General features: G+C 44.4%; 18 protein-coding genes. 1 reads left to right on the top strand and 17 read right to left on the bottom strand.

What is annotated here, in order from left to right:
- Nucleotides 1–79: 79 nt before the first annotated feature.
- The 5 genes from AC58QG_RS16380 to AC58QG_RS16360 form a co-directional block, all read right to left on the bottom strand.
- The gene (locus tag AC58QG_RS16380; RefSeq protein WP_497363184.1) at nt 80–1696 is read right to left on the bottom strand and encodes a type 2 periplasmic-binding domain-containing protein; all 1617 of its coding nucleotides are present in this window, start codon (nt 1694–1696) and stop codon (nt 80–82) included.
- A gap of 110 nt (nt 1697–1806) precedes the next feature.
- On the bottom strand, nt 1807–2682 hold the full coding sequence (locus AC58QG_RS16375) for a carbohydrate ABC transporter permease (protein WP_497363183.1): 876 nt from the start codon (nt 2680–2682) through the stop codon (nt 1807–1809).
- 10 nt (nt 2683–2692) lie between these two features.
- Nucleotides 2693–3652 (bottom strand): ABC transporter permease, encoded by a 960-nt coding sequence (locus AC58QG_RS16370; protein WP_497363182.1) that lies wholly within the window; start codon nt 3650–3652, stop codon nt 2693–2695.
- A gap of 248 nt (nt 3653–3900) precedes the next feature.
- Entirely contained in the window at nt 3901–6204 is a 2304-nt protein-coding gene (locus AC58QG_RS16365) for a helix-turn-helix domain-containing protein (RefSeq protein ID WP_497363181.1), read from the bottom strand.
- A gap of 289 nt (nt 6205–6493) precedes the next feature.
- On the bottom strand, nt 6494–7294 hold the full coding sequence (locus AC58QG_RS16360) for a LamG domain-containing protein (protein WP_497363180.1): 801 nt from the start codon (nt 7292–7294) through the stop codon (nt 6494–6496).
- A gap of 443 nt (nt 7295–7737) precedes the next feature.
- On the opposite strand from AC58QG_RS16360, the gene katG reads away from it, so the two are divergent.
- Complete coding sequence (gene katG, locus AC58QG_RS16355) at nt 7738–9921, top strand: catalase/peroxidase HPI (protein ID WP_497363179.1); 2184 nt, start codon at nt 7738–7740, stop codon at nt 9919–9921.
- Nucleotides 9922–10041: 120 nt separating this feature from the next.
- Here katG and AC58QG_RS16350 read toward each other — a convergent pair whose 3' ends face one another.
- From AC58QG_RS16350 to AC58QG_RS16295, 12 genes are all read right to left on the bottom strand, one after another.
- Nucleotides 10042–10371, bottom strand: coding sequence for a spore coat protein (locus tag AC58QG_RS16350; RefSeq protein WP_497363178.1), 330 nt, complete (start codon nt 10369–10371; stop codon nt 10042–10044).
- Between the two features lie 30 nt (nt 10372–10401).
- Nucleotides 10402–10656 (bottom strand): hypothetical protein, encoded by a 255-nt coding sequence (locus tag AC58QG_RS16345; RefSeq protein WP_497363177.1) that lies wholly within the window; start codon nt 10654–10656, stop codon nt 10402–10404.
- A gap of 104 nt (nt 10657–10760) precedes the next feature.
- The gene (locus AC58QG_RS16340) at nt 10761–12131 is read right to left on the bottom strand and encodes a UDP-N-acetylmuramoyl-tripeptide--D-alanyl-D-alanine ligase (RefSeq protein ID WP_497363176.1); all 1371 of its coding nucleotides are present in this window, start codon (nt 12129–12131) and stop codon (nt 10761–10763) included.
- 186 nt (nt 12132–12317) lie between these two features.
- Nucleotides 12318–12902, bottom strand: coding sequence for a hypothetical protein (locus tag AC58QG_RS16335; RefSeq protein ID WP_497363175.1), 585 nt, complete (start codon nt 12900–12902; stop codon nt 12318–12320).
- Nucleotides 12903–13030: 128 nt separating this feature from the next.
- On the bottom strand, nt 13031–13852 hold the full coding sequence (locus tag AC58QG_RS16330) for an alpha/beta hydrolase (protein WP_497363174.1): 822 nt from the start codon (nt 13850–13852) through the stop codon (nt 13031–13033).
- A 54-nt stretch (nt 13853–13906) separates the two neighbouring features.
- Nucleotides 13907–14329, bottom strand: coding sequence for a MarR family winged helix-turn-helix transcriptional regulator (locus AC58QG_RS16325; protein WP_497363173.1), 423 nt, complete (start codon nt 14327–14329; stop codon nt 13907–13909).
- Nucleotides 14330–14366: 37 nt separating this feature from the next.
- Nucleotides 14367–15269: a response regulator gene (locus AC58QG_RS16320; protein ID WP_497363172.1), complete on the bottom strand. Its 903-nt coding sequence runs from the start codon at nt 15267–15269 to the stop codon at nt 14367–14369.
- A gap of 5 nt (nt 15270–15274) precedes the next feature.
- On the bottom strand, nt 15275–16585 hold the full coding sequence (locus tag AC58QG_RS16315) for a sensor histidine kinase (protein ID WP_497363171.1): 1311 nt from the start codon (nt 16583–16585) through the stop codon (nt 15275–15277).
- Nucleotides 16586–16590: 5 nt separating this feature from the next.
- A complete protein-coding gene (locus AC58QG_RS16310; RefSeq protein ID WP_497363170.1) occupies nt 16591–17241 on the bottom strand; it encodes an amino acid ABC transporter permease in 651 nt (216 codons plus the stop codon).
- Between the two features lie 20 nt (nt 17242–17261).
- Nucleotides 17262–17915, bottom strand: coding sequence for an amino acid ABC transporter permease (locus tag AC58QG_RS16305; protein WP_497363169.1), 654 nt, complete (start codon nt 17913–17915; stop codon nt 17262–17264).
- A 63-nt stretch (nt 17916–17978) separates the two neighbouring features.
- Nucleotides 17979–18842: a glutamate ABC transporter substrate-binding protein gene (locus AC58QG_RS16300; RefSeq protein ID WP_497363168.1), complete on the bottom strand. Its 864-nt coding sequence runs from the start codon at nt 18840–18842 to the stop codon at nt 17979–17981.
- A 20-nt stretch (nt 18843–18862) separates the two neighbouring features.
- On the bottom strand, nt 18863–19591 hold the full coding sequence (locus AC58QG_RS16295; protein WP_497363167.1) for an amino acid ABC transporter ATP-binding protein: 729 nt from the start codon (nt 19589–19591) through the stop codon (nt 18863–18865).
- Between the last annotated feature and the right edge of the window lie 162 nt (nt 19592–19753).

Raw genomic sequence — 19753 nt, 5'->3', positions numbered from 1 at the left:
CCCCAATGCTCATTTTTGGTGGAGTTCATCGCACAGCCGGGCTGCCGCAAGACGCACAGCCCGGATACAAGTTGATTGATCAGCCTTTCTTATAGCGCGCGTACGCATCGTTCTTAATCTTCAATACTTCGTCAATTCCCAGTGTTTTCAGTTGTTTGACGAAATCGTCGTATTTGGCTTCAACGGATTCCGCACCTAACAACCACTTCTGCCCCGTCTCCACGCGGTAAGTTTCAATCTGACCTTCCAACTCTTTCAAGCGCTCTTGCTCTTTCACAGTAAAGTTCAGATTCGGCACGCTGACTTTCTTAATATACTTCGCGTTATACTCATCGATGGAAGCCAATACACCTTCTGGCGTAAATTGCTTCTCATAATCAAAATTCTGATAGAAGCCGATTTCTTGTTGCGCGCCCATCTTCTGCAGATTGAGCAGCACGTTACCAGTATCCAGCAGCGACTTCTTGAAAACCGGTTTGCCACTTACCATGTCATAGGTTTGACCTTCCAAACCGTAGTTCGCAAGTCGACGCCCTTCATCGCTGAACCAGAAATCCATGTACTTAATTGTTTCTACTTGATTCTTGTTGGAGCTGGCAATTCCCCAGCCAGATGGACTCACTGTCGCACGGTAATCGAACCAGGAGGTATCCCCGGTAATGCTGGCCACAGGCGGGATTGGCGCCAAATTCACATTCGGCACTTTATCCTTAGCTTTCACATTGTAGCCATACGTACTAGCGAACCAGTCATGCGTGGAGCCGCCGAGGTTATCCGATAGCATAACCAGCCTAGTGTCGCCTTTGCGGGTGAAAATTTCTTTGTCGATCAGCCCTTCCGCATACCACTTGGCTAGGTTCGTCATCCCCGTTTTGTAGGTAGGATTGATCGGATCATAGACAACGGAATCCGTTTTCGGGTCTACTTTATAACCCGTACCGGCATCCCATAGGTTAAGCAGCGAGTACACCCCAAAGGATTGACGGTTAAAATAAGGAATCTCATCTTTCTTGCCGTTTCCATTCGGATCGTTATCCCGGAAAGCCTTCAAGACACTGTAATACTCATCTGCGGTAGTCGGCTTTTTAAGCCCCAGTTTATCGAGCCAATCCTGGCGAATAAACCATCCCGTGGAGGCCGCTCCGTCTGGAACAAAGGAGACATAATAGATTTTGCCATCTGCGGAAGTCAAATATTTGCGTACGTCCGGGCGGCTATCCAAAAACTTCTTGATGTTGGGCGCATTTTTATCAATTAAATCATTAAGCGCAACGAGGCCTCCCTCGCCTCCAAGCTTGTTGGCATCTTCTTTCTTGCCGAAATGAATAATATCGGATAACGTACCTGACGCCAGCATCAGATTATATGCTTCAGCGCTGTTGGTCAGTGTTTTGGAAGCGGTACCCTTTAAGGTAACATTGGTTAGCTCCGCCGCCTTCTTGAAGACAGGCCACTCGTCATTGAAAACCTTATCCCCGCCACCGCCATTACCGTAGTGCATATGAATGCTTAAAGTAATCGGTTTGGAGCTGGCTTGTGAGGATTGAGGGCTTGCCGGAGCAGCCGAAGCGGATTGTGGTGATGCCTGTGCAGATGGAGAAGCTTGTGTCTGTTCCTTGTCCGATGAACAACCTGTGATCATACTGACGGATAATGCAGCTGCAGCTGCTGCGGTCTTCCATGCTTTGCGTTTCATTGACATGCAACCTCCCTAGGAATGTATAAAAAGATTATAATCAAATTTCTCTACGACTAGTGCCTTTCGAGGAGGCACCACCTCCCTTTCTGTTCATGAGTCCCTTCCACTTACCCCTTGACGGAGCCCACCATAGCGCCGGCGGTGAAATATTTTTGAATAAAAGGGTAGACAACAATAACTGGAAGGATGGCGATAACAATCGTTGCGTAAATAACGGTTTCTTGAGAGAACAGCACGGTTGTATCGGTCGTAGCCATCATGCCTTCCGTAGGATTCATAGATACGACTAGTCTGCGTAAAAGCACTTGCAACGGAATCTTGCTCTCATCTTGGATCAGCACCATGGCCCAGAAATAGGAATTCCAAGTGCCCACTGCATAGAACAGTGAAATGGTGGCCAAAGCAGGCTTGGATATCGGCAAATAGATGCGGGTCAAAATTTGAAAATCTGACGCTCCGTCCACCTTAGCGGCCTCTTCCATCTCTTCCGGTACGGACTGGAAGTTCGTGCGCAGCAGGATGACCAGAAAGGTGGTTACGGCAAAGGGAATCAGTAATGCCCATCTGGTGTTCAACAGGCCAAGCTCTTTGATTGTCAAATAGAAAGGAATCATCCCCGCATTGAATAGCATGGTAAATGCGATAAAGAAACTGATCGGGGTTCTGCCCATGAATCTTTTTTTGGATAATGGATACGCTCCCATAATGGTGAAGACGATCTGCAGACAGGTTGCAGCTACCGTATAGAATACCGTATTCCCATATGCCCGCCAAATGCCCGCTTCCGTCAAAACCTGCCGGAAAGCCTGCAGCGTCAATTCTTTGGGAAACAGCACCACGTCTCCAGATAAAACGGCAGTTGAGGAGCTTAAAGAGGCTGAGACGACATACAGGAATGGATACAAGGTAGCTGCAGCCAAAAGGGATAGAAATATATAGTTGCACAATGTAAAAACCTTTTCTCCAGGTGTCAGGAATTTCATAGGTCATCTCCTACCATAAACCGCTTTCGGTATATTTTTTGCTTAATTTGTTCGCACAGATCACCAACACAAGGCCGACAACCGAATTGAACAAGCCTACGGCGGTGCCGATATCATAACGGCCATCTTGCAATCCCGTCCGATACACATACGTGCTGATCACATCGGAAACCTCATACGTAGAGGGCTGATACAATAAAATGATGGCCTCATATCCGACATCCAACAAATTGCCGATTTTCAGAATCAGCATAATCATTATCGTAGGCATAATGCCTGGCAGGGTTACGTGCAGCACTCGCTTCCACTTGTTTGCCCCGTCAATGACAGCGGCTTCATGAAGTTCAGGATGAATAGCGGAGAGCGCAGCAATGTAAATGATGGAGCCGAACCCGACTTCCCGCCATATATTCATGGAGATGAAGATGGTCCGAAAATATTCCGGGACCACCAGAAAGTACAGCTTTTCCAGGCCCAGCTTCGCTAACAGCAGGTTTATAATCCCATTAGTCGGAGATAAAAAGTTAGTAACAAAACCCGCTACGATGACAATGGATATAAAATGCGGCAAGTAGGTGAGCGTCTGTACAGTACGTTTGAACAGCATGCTCTTCACTTCATTCAGCAGCAAAGCCAATATAATCGGCGCCGGAAAAGCGAAAATTAGGCTGTATACGCTGATCAAGATCGTATTTTTTAACGTTCTTAAGAAGTAGGGACCTTTGAAAAAAGTTACAAAATTATCAAAACCTACCCAAGGACTTCCAGATAGTCCCTTGTATATACTGTATTTTTTGAAAGCCATTTGCAACCCCAACATAGGATAATACTGAAAGACAATGTACCAGACGATAAAAGGAACAATAAGCAAGTAAAGAAAGCGGTCTCTTTTTAGATTGCGCAAAATCCTGTGCCGTGTGCTTGCCCTCGCATGTGCTCCTGGTTCCCATATTGCAGTTTTCATACTCATGGACACTTCCCACTCCTTCTCTTACTCATGCTGCTTGGTTCTCACGGTTGAAGTGTAGCATCGGCTTCCATTATCAGTAAATCCTTATTATTTTACTGTATCTCGATAATTTTGATTGGAGCACAATCATGATTATTTTGATCATCTCGACTTTATTGTTAGCGCTTACATTAAATTCGGCATTGCTATTTCTATACACAAAAGCCCACGGCATGTGCCGGGGCTTGGTTTCCATAACTTCTATTACATTAGGTTATTTCATTTCGCTTGGCATACTGGCCAGGAGATACACCCTCGTATTTTTTGAAAATGCGGATGAAGGTATTGACGTTGTTACAGCCTACTTTGCCTGCCACATCATTGATGCTGTATACTTCCTCGGCATTTAAATATTCCTTCGCCTTCGTTACTCGGTATTGGTTCAAGTATTCCTTGAAATTCTCCCCCGTGAACTTTTTGAACAACAGACTGATGTAGCCCAATGAGAGGTTGAATTGCTCAGCAATATCAGACAGCGAAATATCCTCATTGAAATGTGCATGAATGTGCGCCAGAAGCTGCTCTGCTACGGTATGGTCTTGCTTCTCACTGCGGTTGGCCATACTCGCCATAATGACGGCAAACACTTCATAGATTCTTTCCCGCACCCGTTTGCGGTTCCCAGCCTGCTTCAGCTCGTCATAGAGTGAGTCTTGGCCAAATAACTCCCTATAGCTCTTATTCATCTGATTCAGTATCCGATGCACCGTTACATCGACAGCAAGCACAAAGCGGGCCAGCTTCTCGCCGCCGGTGTACCTTTCCTCCATGTGCTCATCCAGAATACGAGACAGAATAGCCTGTACCTGGTCTGTCTTCCCTTGTAGGACAAAGGTAATCAGTTCACGCTCGAGCTCTAGTGGATAGGTGTACATATCTGAACTTTGCAGCACTACATCATTCACGGTGATGACTGTATTCTTTTCCAGCGAGAACCGTCGCTCCAGTAAATGTACTGCATCCTGGTAAGACTCGGCGCTGTTTCCTAAGGAAACCACCGGACGGCCGATGGCAGCGACCACTCGAATCTCCGTGTCGGCTTCAATGCCGGACAGAATATGGGTGAAAATCCGTTTCATCCGATCAATCTGCTGCTCTTTGACGATGAGAACATGCCGCTTGTGCTCCAGCTCTACCTGTTCGTAGTCAAATTCTTTCTTCACAGCCTCCAGAATCATCCGGAATATCCCGGCTTTGATCTCTAGCACCGTCTCAACTGGGAACTGCGCCTCCAAGTCTTGTGCGTCCACGAGCTCCATCACGACAACGGTAACGTCATGCTGCACGTGCTCCAGCCCGTATTTATCCGCATTGTTCCTGACCTCCGCCTCCCCGGTAATCCCATAAAGCATGTTGCGTAAAAAATGATCACGCAGGGACAACCGATTGTTCTGGATGGTTTCCTTCAGGCTATCGTTCATGCGGGAGATGTTCACAGCGGTTGCCGTAATAAAGGACATATCATCGGTGCTCTCCAGCGCTTCCTCGCCGACACCTCTCCTGCCCTGATCCAATCCCTTGAAAATCGTCAGCACATTATGAATAGGCTGGTAAATATTTCGTGAAGCCAGGAAAGCTACCCCGGCACCGATCACAAGCAGCAGCCCGAACAACAATAACGAATGAAACAACAGGCCGGACAATTGCGGCTGCCAAGCATACCCCGACAGCATAAACAGATATCTGACATTCGGCAGCACAGAAGAACTCACGAGATGCGCCTGATCATCGCCGTATTGTTCGACATAAGGAGCTCTCCGCTCCTTCACCTGAGCCAGCACCTCATCTGGAATCCCGCCGTTAGCCTCATTTTCTTTGACATCCACCAATTGATCACCAGATAGTACGCCGATACGGTTCACCTGGGTATCTAATTTGAGTAAGTCCGGGTAAAACCCACCCTGGAAAAAGGAAATAACAAACATGAGATCGTTCCTGCCGGTAAGCTCTTTTTTCACAAATGAGATCGTATCGTACCCGTAGTTCTCCGTTTCGGACAATCGTTGTTGTACCAGCACGACATTGGAGTACTTCGAATCTTTGATGTACCCATCGATCTGCTCAATGTCTGTGCCTTTCAACGCCATTTCTTTATAGTACTTGTCCTTATCGATGGTTCCAAACGTCGTAATAACCAAATTGTCATCAGGTTTCATCACATCGATACGATAGCCATAGTTCTCAAAAGCTTCCCTATTTTTCTTTAGCTGTTCCAGCACCAACGTAATGTTGGCGTAATTGCGCGTTGCATCGTTGCTGTAATTCAGAAAATGCTCCGTTCGCTTCAATTGGTACACCAAATTAAAGGCCACCTGCAGCCGAATATCCATCTGTTCCCGCATCTGTTCCACGGATCTTGTGGCATTAGCATCCCACTTCTGGTTGAGGGACTCCATATTCTTATAGATCAGGAAGCCAACAGCAATACTGGCGTATAAAAACACAATCAAGATGCATATGAGATACACTTTGGTGAAAAACTTCTTTTTTTGCACATCCGCCGTTCTTAACATCCCCTGAATCCCTCCCCACTGGATGTTACTTCCAAGTAACCGCTATCATTTCACTATTCTCTACATCCTAAGCTAACTCTGAGCGGCTGTAAAGAGTATCCTCCTATTTCACTTCATATTTGGAATAAATAGGTCTTCCTCCTTAGACACACCACTAGTTCCTCCATAAGGGGAGGAACTATACACAAAAATGACCCAGCCAATAAGGCCAGGTCCACAGTTTCGGTTAGTCTAATGCCCCGTAAATCGCAGCCCGCATTCGCGGATGTATGAAGGGCTCCTGGCACTCTTACTTGGATAGCAACATAATCTCCTCGTCTGTTAAAGCTTTCTTAAATACAGCCAATCCACCCAACAGACCAGCAAAGAAATTGCCCATCTCTCCGGACCGATGCACAGCGCCAACCGTAAAGTCAGCACCTGTGGATCCACCATCAAATAAGCCCTTGTCGTATATGTATGGGTTGTACACATCTCGTCTGTCGAGTACGCCATCGATATATACTTTCGCATAAGTGCCATCGTACGTGAACGCAAGTGCATACCACTTTTCTTTCAAAAGAGGCGTAGCTCCAATTGCGGTTGACATACACCAGGGATGTCCCGGTGTCGGTCCTCCTTCTGCGGAGACATGTCCACCTACTTGATTGGCACTTTGCCAAATCCTCAAGTCAAGGAACATTGCATATTGGCGCTTCTTCTCTGTTTCATTCCACATGCCGGCAATGGCTTGGCATTGTTGATTGTCGCGATTGTCTCGTTTGAGCCAGGCCAAGGTCGTTAGTTCTGCATCCGGTCCATAGAAATCAAGAGCAGAACATTCTTTTCTCACCAAATTGAACCATTGACCAAATGCTAACTTAGCCGCATATTCCCCGAACACTCCCTCTTCTACCCGCTCGATTGGCCCTTCCATTTCCTGCAGCGCATAGGGAAAAGACCCTTTAGCTACTCGCGCCTCACCAGCCGCTTCTTGAAAATCCCAGAAACTAACCAAGGATTCTTGTTGCAGAATCTGCTCAGATTTATCGGACATTCGTTGCACTGCATCCACCCCAATTCGATTATCAATAATTACCATATTTTTCATTCTAGCTTCTTTTGGGTATTGCTACAATTCTAAGTTTTAAGCGAAACTCTCTCGCAAACAAAAGGCACTCACCTGCCGTTCATCCGCTTTGAGAAGTATCGCGGCAATTCATACACATCATTCGTCACCGTTGCGTTCACCACACTATCAGTGATATGCGGATAGAGAAAGCGAAGCAACAGCTTAACGCCTCAGGAATTTAGAGAGATGAGCGCTAATTCACACTCCCCCTCACTACAACAGGAACTCGAAATTCGAATAGTTTAATAATAAGGAATTCATTTTCAACTATAGCAATATAATTTGGAGAGACAACCATTATGAAGAGATAAATGGCTTTGGTTTGTACAAAAAAGTCGTTGATTTTTGCCCCAATTGTATTATATATTTATTTATAATAATTATTATTTAAAAATTAATTTAATTTGATTGGAGAGGTAGAAATGAATTCTATGGATACTGCTAACTCAGGAAAATGCCCGTTCTCGCATGGAAGCGCTACAAGTCACAAATCTAGTGGTACGACGAATAGAAACTGGTGGCCAAATCAGTTGAACTTGAACATTCTTCACCAACATGATCGTAAATCGAACCCTCTTGGCGACGACTTTGATTATGCCGAGGAATTCGGAAAATTAGACTACCAAGCACTTAAACAGGATCTTCGTAATCTCATGACGGACAGTCAAGATTGGTGGCCTGCTGACTACGGACATTATGGTCCCTTCTTTATTCGTATGGCTTGGCACTCCGCAGGGACTTATCGTACAGGTGACGGTCGCGGAGGGGCTGGAACCGGCACACAGCGTTTTGCTCCACTAAACAGCTGGCCTGATAACGGCAATCTAGATAAAGCTCGTCGACTACTATGGCCGATTAAGCAAAAGTACGGCAATAAAATCTCTTGGGCAGATTTGTTCATTCTAACTGGTAATGTCGCTATTGAATCGATGGGCGGCAAAACATTTGGTTTCGGCGGCGGACGTGCGGACGTGTGGCACCCCGAAGAAGATATCTACTGGGGAGTAGAAACAGAATGGCTGGGAGATAAGCGTTACACAGGCGATCGCGAGCTTGAGAATCCGCTTGCTGCCGTTCAGATGGGACTTATCTATGTGAATCCAGAAGGTCCGAACGGCAAACCAGATCCGCTTGCAAGTGCTAGCGACATCCGCGATACATTTAAACGGATGGGTATGAACGATGAAGAGACTGTTGCCCTCGTAGCCGGTGGACATACATTCGGCAAAGCACACGGTGCGGGTGATGCTGCGCATGTAGGTGCAGAGCCGGAAGCAGCTGCTATCGAAGCACTAGGCTTAGGCTGGCTCAGCACGCACGGCTCAGGCAAAGGTCGCGACACCATCACCAGTGGTATTGAAGGGGCTTGGACTGCGAATCCGACACAGTGGGATAATGGTTATTTTGAACTTCTATTCGGATACGAATGGACGCTTACGAAGAGCCCTGCAGGCGCACATCAGTGGACGCCAGTTAATCCAGCTGAAGAGCATCTCGCACCAGACGCAGAAGATGCATCTATTCGTGTTTCGACAATCATGACTACCGCGGATATGGCATTGCGTGTGGATCCAGCATACGAGGAAATTTCTCGTCGTTTTTATGAGAATCCAGAAGAATTTGCAGATGCATTTGCACGTGCATGGTTTAAGCTCACACACCGTGACATGGGTCCCCTTGCAAGATATCTTGGGCCGGAAGTTCCTGAAGAAATTCTGATCTGGCAAGATGCTGTGCCTGCAGTTACATATTCATTGACTGACTCTGAAGTAGAAGATCTTAAAACAAAGATTCTTGACTCTGGCCTTACAGTCAGTGAACTGGTAACTACGGCTTGGGCTTCGGCTAGCACCTTCCGCGGTACTGACATGCGTGGCGGCGCGAACGGTGCTCGCATTCGGCTTGAACCACAGAATGATTGGGAAGTGAATCAACCAGATCAACTTATTAAAGTACTTACGATCCTAGAAGGCATTCAAGAAGACCTGGATGTTGAAGTGAGCCTCGCTGATTTGATCGTGCTTGGTGGCAGCGCCGCAGTGGAAAAAGCTGCACGTGATGCAGGCTTTCCTATAACAGTTCCATTTACTTCTGGTCGCGGTGATGCATCAGAAGAGCAAACCGATGCAGAAAGCTTCGCCGTTCTAGAGCCTATTGCCGATGGGTTCCGTAATTATCAGAAGAAGCAATATCGTGTAAGCTCAGCAGAGCTTCTTGTAGACAAGGCACACCTGCTGAACTTGACTGCACCAGAAATGACAGCTCTCGTTGGCGGCATGCGTGTTCTAGGCACAAACTTCGGAGGCACTAAACACGGTGTATTCACGGATCGTGCAGGCACTCTCACGAACGACTTCTTTATTAACTTGCTCGATATGGGCGTACAGTGGAACCCTATAGGCGGAGATGTATTTGAAGGACGCGATCGCAATACTGGTAAAGTCGTTCGTACAGCGACTACGGTTGACCTCGTGTTCGGTTCAAACTCCATTCTGCGTGCCATTGCAGAAGTTTATGCGCAAGATGATAACAAAGAAAAGTTTGTTCGCGACTTTGTAGCTGCCTGGGTAAAAGTAATGAATGCGGATCGTTTCGACCTGAATTAATAACTTAATCTCTTCCATGTATAGCAAAGAGCAGTATTTCTCGTTATATACTGTTCTTTGTTTTATTTACTAAAAAAACGGAACCCACTGCACTTGGGTGCAACGGCTCCGTTTTTTTCACTAATGAAACGTCGGAAACTGCGTTTGATAATTCGTAAATTGCGTTTTCGTTTGCTGAATTTCCTGTTGATCCGCGACTTTCATTTTGTACCAGCCCTTTTGAAACATCTGGTTGAACAACTGGTACTGTGTATTATGCGTATCGCTCAAAATGCCTTGCACCGTTTCATGTAACTTTGGATTTTGCATTTCCAGAAGTCCCGTATTGTACCCGGAGGACAAGTATTTCTCATTTGTTAAAATCTCATTTAAAAAATCGCGATCGTTTAATTCCGGCCCCTTTACTTGCGGAAGTTGTCCCGATTGGGGCATGGCGAGCTCTTGACTCATAGCTTTACCTCCTGTAGATGTCGCAAATTACTAATGAAGCAGTGTAAGCAGCGAATTGTAGTGGTCGAGATGTTTTTGTCCAGTTTGGTTGATAAGAGCTTTAATTTGCGGATCTGTGCACCGATTAGCGGTATCATTGCATTTTTTCATCGCAAGCAGCTCCCAAGACAAAAAGTCTTTCACGTAGGAGAGTTCCTTGTCTGTAAGTACATTGCGATCGGATGTTGTTTGAGTCATCTGTGACTGAATATCTGGCATGTTAACTTCGTCCTCTCTCAATTCCAATAAAGTTTACCTCACCCCATTTACTTTCTCCCGCTGTCTGCCATTTTATCCATCTCTCTCCTTAAACACCCTTGACCCCAAGGTACACATCGAGTCGCTTTGTATTACAATAAATTCTGCAATATCGTCTCCAATTGCATACCCCTCGATCCCTTCAACAGGATTACATCGTCTTGCTTTACCATGTTCTTTAATTTCTTAGTTAACTCTTCTTTGTCCAAAAATGCCTGGACACTGCCGTTGTGAAACCTTTTTTCTGCTTCTAATGCGATATGCTTCCCGAGCGTGCCGACCGTATAAATAAAATCAATTTTTGTCGAATTAATATTCCTCCCTATGTCCCGATGAAATTCTTGCTCTTGTTCACCTAGCTCAAGCATATCTCCTATGACTAAAAATTTTCTTGCGTAACCGGTTAATTCTTCAAAGGTTTTTATTGCAGCGGTCATGGAATTGGGGCTAGCATTCCATGCATCATTTATTATGGTAAATCCAAATGGTGAGACTACTTTCTCCATTCTCATACCGGTTATTTTCAAATTTCTAAAACCCGCATCCATTTCGGTAGAACCTATACCTGTTATTGATGCGACAGCAATTGTCGCTAGAGCATTTGAGACATTATGTGTACCAAGAAGAGGTATGTAAAACTTATCGTCACCGACTGTAAAGAAGGACCCTTCTGAGTTTGTTTGCGTGGTTCCGACGTAATAGTCATTAGTATCGCCTTCCCCAAAGCAAATAGCAGAGAGCGGTTTCTTGGCACTAATTTCTTTAAGACCATTGGTTAACAGCGGTTCATCCCCGTTGTAGACTAGAACACCATTATCTTGCAAACCATTTACAATCTCTAATTTCGCGGCAGCAATTTCTTCCCTTGATCCAAGACTAGATAAGTGAGACACACCAATCATTGTTATGACAGCAACGTCTGGCTGAGCTATACGGGAGAGTCGATCTATTTGACCACGCTCACTCATCCCCATTTCAATCACAGCAACTTCTGAGTTCCTATCTATCTCTAGTATGGTCAAGGGAACTCCAATTTGGCTGTTTAAATTCCCTACTGTTTTATGAACTCGGTATTTGGTCTGCAACACAGCATTTATCATATCTTTTGTAGTTGTCTTACCATTGCTACCCGTAACACCAATTACTTTTATTGATAATTCCCTTCGATAATTAGCAGCCAGAATTTGAAGTGCTTTCAAGCAATCATCAACATAAATTAGCGGTAAATGAATAGGAGGATTAGGATGATCGTTTTGCCATAAAGAAGCTATCGCTCCTTTGGATATTGCTTCTTCCACGTAATCATGACCGTCCAATTTTCTTATGATTGGGATATATAAATTTCGTGTCTGTACTGTTCTAGAGTCAATGGAAACCCCTTGAATCATGAGGTCATCAAATACATTACATAGTCCATTTCCTTCAGTCATCGTTTCAATAACTTTTAATTTATGGAAAATCACAGTAACACCGCCAATCCCATTTATATTAACCGAATTATTAAGTTCCCTTACAATAAGGATATTCCTTCCAAGGTCGTACTAAACAAATAAATTGTATTATTGTTCAAATATACTGGCCATTAGTGATTAGCAAAAGGAGACCCCCAGCACCGGGCTGAGGGTCTTCCGTTAGTTATGGCTTTATCCCTAAAAATCTACCCCGCGATAAAACTCGTTATAATAAGCAATTGGACTTGCCCCAAATTGAAAAACGATTTGGAAGCCTGTCTTCGTAATTTGAACAGCGCGAAATGCTTTCGAGTTCACTTTGCTTCTAACTAATCGCAACAATAGCTCATGATTTCCAGTCTTATTCGCTTTAACCACACTTCTAGCAAAAGCTTGATTAGCAGCAATTTTATGGTATAAAGGGAGAATGGCACCCGCAATTATCTGATGATGGCTGGTTTTGAATGATGTTCTCGGAGCATTACGGCTCATTGAAATGCCAGTGGAGAAGGCAACGATCGGATAAGGTGCTTCGAAATCAACGGAATAGGAATTATAGGTACCACCAAAGGAGAAAATGTCCTTATCGTTAAGACTTATGCCAATTTTATCTAACAAGCGTTGGGGTATGTCTCCTTTCCGTAAGGCTGCTGTCCAGGCTTCCGCATATTTTCGATTACGCGCAATTCGAATATACAAGGGAATCATTCGTGCAGCTGCTTGACGTAATATAGCAATTGTTATATACCGATTCGTTACAGGGCGTTGGTCCTTTTTCATCATCGGTCTGAACCTCCTAGCTAAATAACTATTTGGTTTCAGCTTATGATGTTTTTCCCAGATCGTGTGGACGCCGATTCAGCCATCGTTATGTCTTACCACTTTCTATATCAACTAGCTTGGCGCTCATTTTATAATCTTTTTAACCAATCCATGATTGTATCTACCGATTCCATATATCTCTGCCCTACGAGCACACCGGTATGGGTTGTGTTCCAAAGGCCTTTATACTCAGCACGGAGGTGCTCCGCTGTCACGCTACCCCGACGATCGTCATCGGAACAGTTTACTGCTTTGACAACCAAGCATGGGCAAGTAATCGAACTGCTGTCTATGGATATACCCTTTGCTTCTTTTGAGAAAACAAAAGCACTAAATGCCTTCGATGACTCCATTGTCAGATACTTTCTTTGAAATTCAATGTCATCTGCGTTTTCATCCATGCTTGAACGCTCTACACGGACTGGTGCAGGCAATATAAGACTAGGTATCATCTGGTTTAATTCTTTATATGGTACTACTTCAAAAACTTCTCTGCTTATGACTGAATCGATTAACACCAACCCGGCAATCTCTACGCTTTCAGCCAGCTTCTCGCACAAGATCCCCCCCATGCTAAATCCGATAAGAATCGGCGGAACACTACACTCAGCAATAACCTCTTTAATATCCTCCAAATAATCCTCGAAAGTTATCTTAGTCATATCCTGCAATCTGCTTTTGTAATGACTTCTCAAGTTCATGACATAGCATTCCCATCCTTCACTGATGAAGTGAGGAATGTATTTGCTCCACATCCAACTTCCTGTGTAGGCACCGTGTACAAAAAGCAAAGGGGGTCTTTGTTTCGTTGATTTCGGGAGGTTTTCCCCCTCGAATATCTCTAAAAACAAATCATTTTCTCCGATGTATTTCACCGCATGTTCGGGCAATTCTTTCGTATAATCTCTCACTATTATTTCCTCCTCATAATTTAATTTGATATCAAACTATTTAGTTAAAAAAATTTATAAGTTGCTATATATCTTTTTTAAAACGTTAACCAGATCTTCTTTTTCTTTCTCAGATATGTTTAAGTAAAACACATCTAACAATTCATTAGATATGGATTCAAAGATCGGTTTAAGTTCACTCCCCTTATAGGTTAAAGCAACATAAACAACCCGCGTGTCCTCTGTGTCCCTTTCCTTTTTCACATATCCAAGCCGGACCAACTTGTCAACAAGTGCTGTGACTGTAGATTTATCCTTATTAATCTTTTTAGAAATGTCCGCCATAGTGAGTCTTGGATTCTTAAATAACGCATAGAAGATATCACCATGCGAAGTGCCAATACCCTCTATTCCATACTTCATCATCTCAGTTACAATAAGCCGATTTACCTTTTCCCTAACTTTGGATATTAATGAAATTGCATCTTTAGTGTCCATAGCAACATTATAGTTTGATATCAAACAAATGTCAAATCTAATGCTCGCTGCGCATTTTGTCGGTGACTTCCAGGTAGAGGACTTGGAGAAATTTTTTAACATTAACCTTACACTTCTCCGGCTTCCAATTCTCATCGATTTCTTTCATCTTCATACGCACATCCTGGAAATCAAAATAAAGAGGTGCATAATGCTCAAACTTGGGGTTGCCGTAATCGGTCAAGCCGATACTCGCTATATGGGTTAACGCAGCCATGACGGTTCGACGAATTCGCTGTTCGACAGCTTTGCCTTCTTTCTCAACGTCCGCTTCATTTACCTTGTGACAGCGGGCCACAGTTTCATAAAGTTCCTTCAGCGGTGGGATTCCATCCCCTTTATGATGACGAATGAGATGCTCCATAATGTCCATCACATCGCGACTGCCGCTGTCACCTACTATCCCTATATCCATGAGAATCGGCTGTAGGATTTCACGGACGCCTCGTTTTTTACGCGTACTCTCAGAACCTGTGTGCAGTAGACTTAGCTTGGTTAAAGATTCCTGAATTTCCTTTAAGGAGCGGCTAATCTTCCACTGCTCGTTAACCTTGGACAGCACTGCTTCGACTTCAATCTTATTGATCGGCTTCTGAATATAGAATTCAACACCAGCTTGATAAGCCTTACCAATCATTTCTTTATTTTCAATTTGCGAAATCATTACGTACTTCCCTTGATAACCGCGCTCCTTCAATCGAATAATGGTCTCAATTCCATCTTGATCCGGCATTAGTAAATCAATGAGCACGACATCCGGCGTCGTTTCCAGAAGAACTTTTTCTCCTTCGCTGCCGCTATCTGCTGTCCCTACGACTTCGCCTAGACCACCTTTTTCAATGATCTTTTGCAGCATCCGTCTGCTTACCGCATCATCATCTACTATTCCGAATGACAGCATGATCTCTATGCTCCTTTTTTCAACGTATTGGTCAATAAGGTAATCACAAAAGAGGTCTGAGAACCCAGCTCGTCAGAGCGCAAAAGAATGTCCCCACCTAAAGAATGAACAATATCTCGAACGTGAGAGAGGCCAATCCCTGTCGCTGCAAAGCCTTCTTGATTGAATTTCGTTGTGAAACCAGGTGCAAAAATCATCTCTTTATCCTGCTCAGAAATGCCAACACCCGTGTCGGATACGGTCAAGATGGTCTCAAAACCCTGCTCATAAGCCCCTACACGGATTGATCCTTGATCTTCAATGGCTTCCACAGCATTAGATACGAGATTATTGAGTACGGTTAAAAGCGGGATATATTGATCCGAGTAGTAGTCCGTTTGAATGTCGCTTGTAATTTGAATCTTTTTTCCGATCATGGTACTGTATCCAAGGTTGGACTTGATGGCGAATTCCACAACTTCAGCCAACCTCATTTCGGCAGCGAAATCCCGATCAAACAGCTTTAACAAACCAGCTAGGATGCGTTGAGAGTCCTTCTTTACTTCGTGAATTTGCTGGGTAATTCCCAAGATGGTGCGAGCATAGCTTTTTAACCCCGTACCATTAACTTTTTCATATAAGTTATGGCTCTTCGCCGTTATTTGCTCGATGGTTTCCATTGACTTTCGTAAGTAAAATACCTCGCCATACAAACCGCTATTCGTATTTAGCATTTGCTCAATTCGCTTCTGCTGCTCACTATGCAGGACACGCATCTGATTAATGGTTACACTGCTGTAGATGCCGACCACAAAGTAACTTCGTACGACAGCGGTCACGGTAATGAACACTAATTGCTCCGAAAACATGTAAGGTGAATGAAAAATGAAGCTGCGCGCCAGTAATTCCAGCTCATTTGACATGAGGTCAATAACAGATAAGAATAATCCCAATATAAAGGGATGGAAGTGTTCCCATTTGTGCTTAATCAAGCTCATGGCAACCGCATAGGCTATATAATAGAACGTGGCTGATAAATGCATTTGCGCGCTCGCGCTGAAAGATAGGGCTCCATGCGAAATAATGCCATCCTCTATCATCCGAAATAGCAGAACAGTGATGCCAGTAATGATACCTGTATACACATAAGGCAGATGCCTCATCAACAACAAGCAGAGAAGAAAGGCACTGCTGCCAAGTCCGATGCGAAACACTTCACCACTGAAAGGTGTTATTTTAAACTCCCCGGCAATTGCCGTCACAATAGCGATGAGAATCATTTGTAGCCCTTCATTCTTCAATCGTCCCAGGCGCTCACCCCCTACAGTAAATCCCATACATCTTATACCATTCTTGATTCCATCCTGCGAGCTGCTAACGATAGTGCATAATTCACAGTAAAATACAGAAGAGCCACTAAAAATAGAATGGGCATGGTATAACTATAGTTTTGTCCAATTACTATTTTCGCATGATGCATCAATTCAGGCAAGGAAATAACAATCGCAAGAGAAGTATCTTTCAACAAGGAAATAAATTGACTCACCAGTGGTGGCACCATACGGCGCAGTCCCTGCGGGAGGACGATATGCCAGAGTGTTTGTACATAGCCTAGTCCTGAAGAACGCGCCGCTTCAATCTGCCCTTTATCGATGGAATTTAGGCCGCTTCGCACAATCTCTGCGATCATTGCGCCTTCAAATAACGTTAAAGCAACAATAGTTGCATTCATGGCTCCAAGCTTGATACCGATATCCGGTAAGGCGAATCGCGCGAAAAATATGATTAACAGTAAAGGTAAATTGCGTATGAGCTCGACCACGATGGCTAGAATTGGGGATACCACCGTCAGCTTCGTATACCGAATTGTGCCGACGACACATCCCACGATAAAGCTCAAAACAATAGAGATCGCAGCGACTTTAAGCGTCATGTAGAAGCCTTCAAATACAAATCTTACATTATCTGCTGAAAAAGCATGCATAATATCCATTCGTTCACCCCCTCTTAAAGTCAGTCCGTACGAGCTAATTTACGTTCCAGTCGCAAAGCCATGTAACTTAAAGGCAGCGTCAATATCAGATAAAGCACAGCAACAAAGATATAGGTATCGAACGTAGCAAAAGTCTCACTTGCAACCTGATCGCCGAAATACATGAGATCAAAGCCTGCGAATACGCCTAGTACGGACGAGTTCTTAACTAGGTTAATGAATTGGTTGCTGAGCGGGGGGATCACAATTTTGATTGCTTGCGGAAGGACGATATGCCACATCGTTTGAAGATACGTTAGTCCAGAGGATTGTGCAGCCTCAGACTGACCTTTAGGCACTGACATAATACCTGCTCGGATCGCTTCCGCGATAAAAGATGCCGTATATACCGTAAGACCTAAAGTTCCGCATACGAATCCACTAAGGGTAATGCCCATAGAGGGCAACCCATAGAAGAACACAAAAACAACAAGCAAGAGTGGAATGTTTCGAATGAACTCCACATAGGCCGTACCTAACCATTGCAGCGGTTTCACCGATCCGATACGAAAAATTGCAATGATCGTACCCAGCACAAAGCTGCCAATTAAAGCTATAACGCTGGCAATGATCGTGTTAAAGAAGCCCTTCATATAGATATCAAAATAGTCGGTAAAAATCGAGAAATCCAGCATGCGCTCCCCCCTCATAGACAGAAGATGGGCAGCGGCAGCCACCCATCTCTCCTCTTATTCCTGTTATTTGGATGGCGCTTTGCCGATCCATTTCTCGTAAATTTTCGCGTATTGACCGCTTGACTCCAGCTTCTTCAGTCCTTCATTCACTGCGGCTTGAAGCGTTGTTTCACCTTTTTTTATCGCGATACCGTAAGGTTCATCTGTGAACGGTTCACCCACTACTTCGAAGTTCTTATCCTGTTCCATCATGCCATAGAGGATGGCGTTATCCGTGGTCAATGTATCGCCTTGACCTGCTTTCAGAGCGCTGAATGCATCTTGATAATTATCAAACTCCAGTATGGTGGCATCCGGAGATTTCGCTTTAATATTGGCAACGGATGTGGCACCTTTTACAGCCAGTACCTTCGTTCCTTTTTTAACATCGTCGACACTCTTAATAGGGCTGCCCTTTTTGACGAGCAATGACTGTCCCGCTTTGAAATACACCTGAGAAAACTCAACTTGCTTCATACGCTCTTCGGTAATCGTCATTGTCGCAACAATCATGTCAATTTCTTTGTTATCGAGCATCGGAATGCGTGTCTTGGACGTTACTTCTTTTAACTCAATTTTCTTCTCATCGCCGAGAATTTCTTTGGCTAGTGCTTTTGCGATGTCGATGTCGAAGCCTTCAACCTCGCCTCCGGTCGGGTTTTTCAAACCGAACAGCTTTGTATCATATTTCACACCAACGACGACTTTGCCTCTACTTTTGATCTCATCCAGAACAGTTGTCCCACCAGCTGGCTTCGTAGTGCTTGGAGCAGTGCTTGCTGCCGGAGTGCTCGATTCGCCCCCTGTTTTACTCGTTGTAGAGGCACACCCTGCCAATGCGAATATGGTTACCAACATAAACATGAAATTCCACTTTTTTGACATCATAGTTTCGTTCATCTCCTTATTTAATGGTTAAGTACGCGATTCAGAAATAGTTTCGCTCTTTCTTCACGCGGGTTAACGAAAAATTCATCTGGAGGCGATTCTTCGACAATCTGACCTTTATCCATAAATACGACGCGATCGGCTACTTCTCGGGCAAAACCCATCTCGTGTGTGACCACAACCATCGTCATCCCTTCATGGGCGAGCGTTTTCATTACATCCAAAACTTCACCAACCATTTCCGGATCCAAGGCTGAAGTCGGCTCATCGAACAACATGATCTGCGGTTTCATCGCAAGCCCCCTTGCAATGGCAACACGCTGCTGCTGACCACCGGACAACTGCGAAGGAAAGCTGTGCGCCTTATCCTGAATACCTACCTTATCCAGATAGTACATCGCGACCTCTTCGGCTTCTTTCTTAGTCATACCTCGCACCTTCATCGGCGCAAGCGTAATGTTATCGATCACTTTCTTATGCGGATATAAATTGAAATGCTGGAATACCATGCCGATATCTCGACGCAGCTTGTTCATATCTATCTTCTTGTCGCTGACCTTGTACTCATTCACGACAAGTTCCCCACTTGTGATAGTCTCAAGACGATTAATGCACCTTAGCAGTGTACTTTTGCCTGAACCGGATGGACCAACGACAACAACGACTTCGCCCTGCTGAATCTGAAGATTAATTCCTTTGAGTACATGAAAATCGCCGTAATGCTTCTCTACTTGACGAAATGAGATCAATGGAACCCCCCCTTCGATGAATCTCTATTAATGTAAATTTCTTGTTATGTAAACTTCTTGTTATGTAAACTGACAATTGATCTACTTAAATAATAAGGTGAACCTATAGAATCTTATGTAATCCGACATTTGCCCAGAAAAAAAAGGAACCGGCATAGGCCT

It is taken from the genome of Paenibacillus sp. J22P169, from assembly GCF_059691995.1.
This window is presented reverse-complemented; position numbering and strand designations above follow the sequence as displayed.

Coding starts and splice junctions, on each gene's coding strand:
- AC58QG_RS16310 (WP_497363170.1), bottom strand. CDS start 17,241: ATGGATATTATGCATGCTTTTTCAGCAGATAATGTAAGATTTGTATTT.
- AC58QG_RS16380 (WP_497363184.1), bottom strand. CDS start 1,696: ATGAAACGCAAAGCATGGAAGACCGCAGCAGCTGCAGCTGCATTATCC.
- AC58QG_RS16365 (WP_497363181.1), bottom strand. CDS start 6,204: ATGTTAAGAACGGCGGATGTGCAAAAAAAGAAGTTTTTCACCAAAGTG.
- AC58QG_RS16360 (WP_497363180.1), bottom strand. CDS start 7,294: ATGAAAAATATGGTAATTATTGATAATCGAATTGGGGTGGATGCAGTG.
- AC58QG_RS16325 (WP_497363173.1), bottom strand. CDS start 14,329: ATGGACACTAAAGATGCAATTTCATTAATATCCAAAGTTAGGGAAAAG.
- AC58QG_RS16315 (WP_497363171.1), bottom strand. CDS start 16,585: ATGGGATTTACTGTAGGGGGTGAGCGCCTGGGACGATTGAAGAATGAA.
- AC58QG_RS16320 (WP_497363172.1), bottom strand. CDS start 15,269: ATGCTGTCATTCGGAATAGTAGATGATGATGCGGTAAGCAGACGGATG.
- AC58QG_RS16300 (WP_497363168.1), bottom strand. CDS start 18,842: ATGATGTCAAAAAAGTGGAATTTCATGTTTATGTTGGTAACCATATTC.
- AC58QG_RS16350 (WP_497363178.1), bottom strand. CDS start 10,371: ATGAGTCAAGAGCTCGCCATGCCCCAATCGGGACAACTTCCGCAAGTA.
- AC58QG_RS16375 (WP_497363183.1), bottom strand. CDS start 2,682: ATGAAATTCCTGACACCTGGAGAAAAGGTTTTTACATTGTGCAACTAT.
- AC58QG_RS16335 (WP_497363175.1), bottom strand. CDS start 12,902: ATGATGAAAAAGGACCAACGCCCTGTAACGAATCGGTATATAACAATT.
- AC58QG_RS16370 (WP_497363182.1), bottom strand. CDS start 3,652: ATGAGTATGAAAACTGCAATATGGGAACCAGGAGCACATGCGAGGGCA.
- katG (WP_497363179.1), top strand. CDS start 7,738: ATGAATTCTATGGATACTGCTAACTCAGGAAAATGCCCGTTCTCGCAT.
- AC58QG_RS16305 (WP_497363169.1), bottom strand. CDS start 17,915: ATGCTGGATTTCTCGATTTTTACCGACTATTTTGATATCTATATGAAG.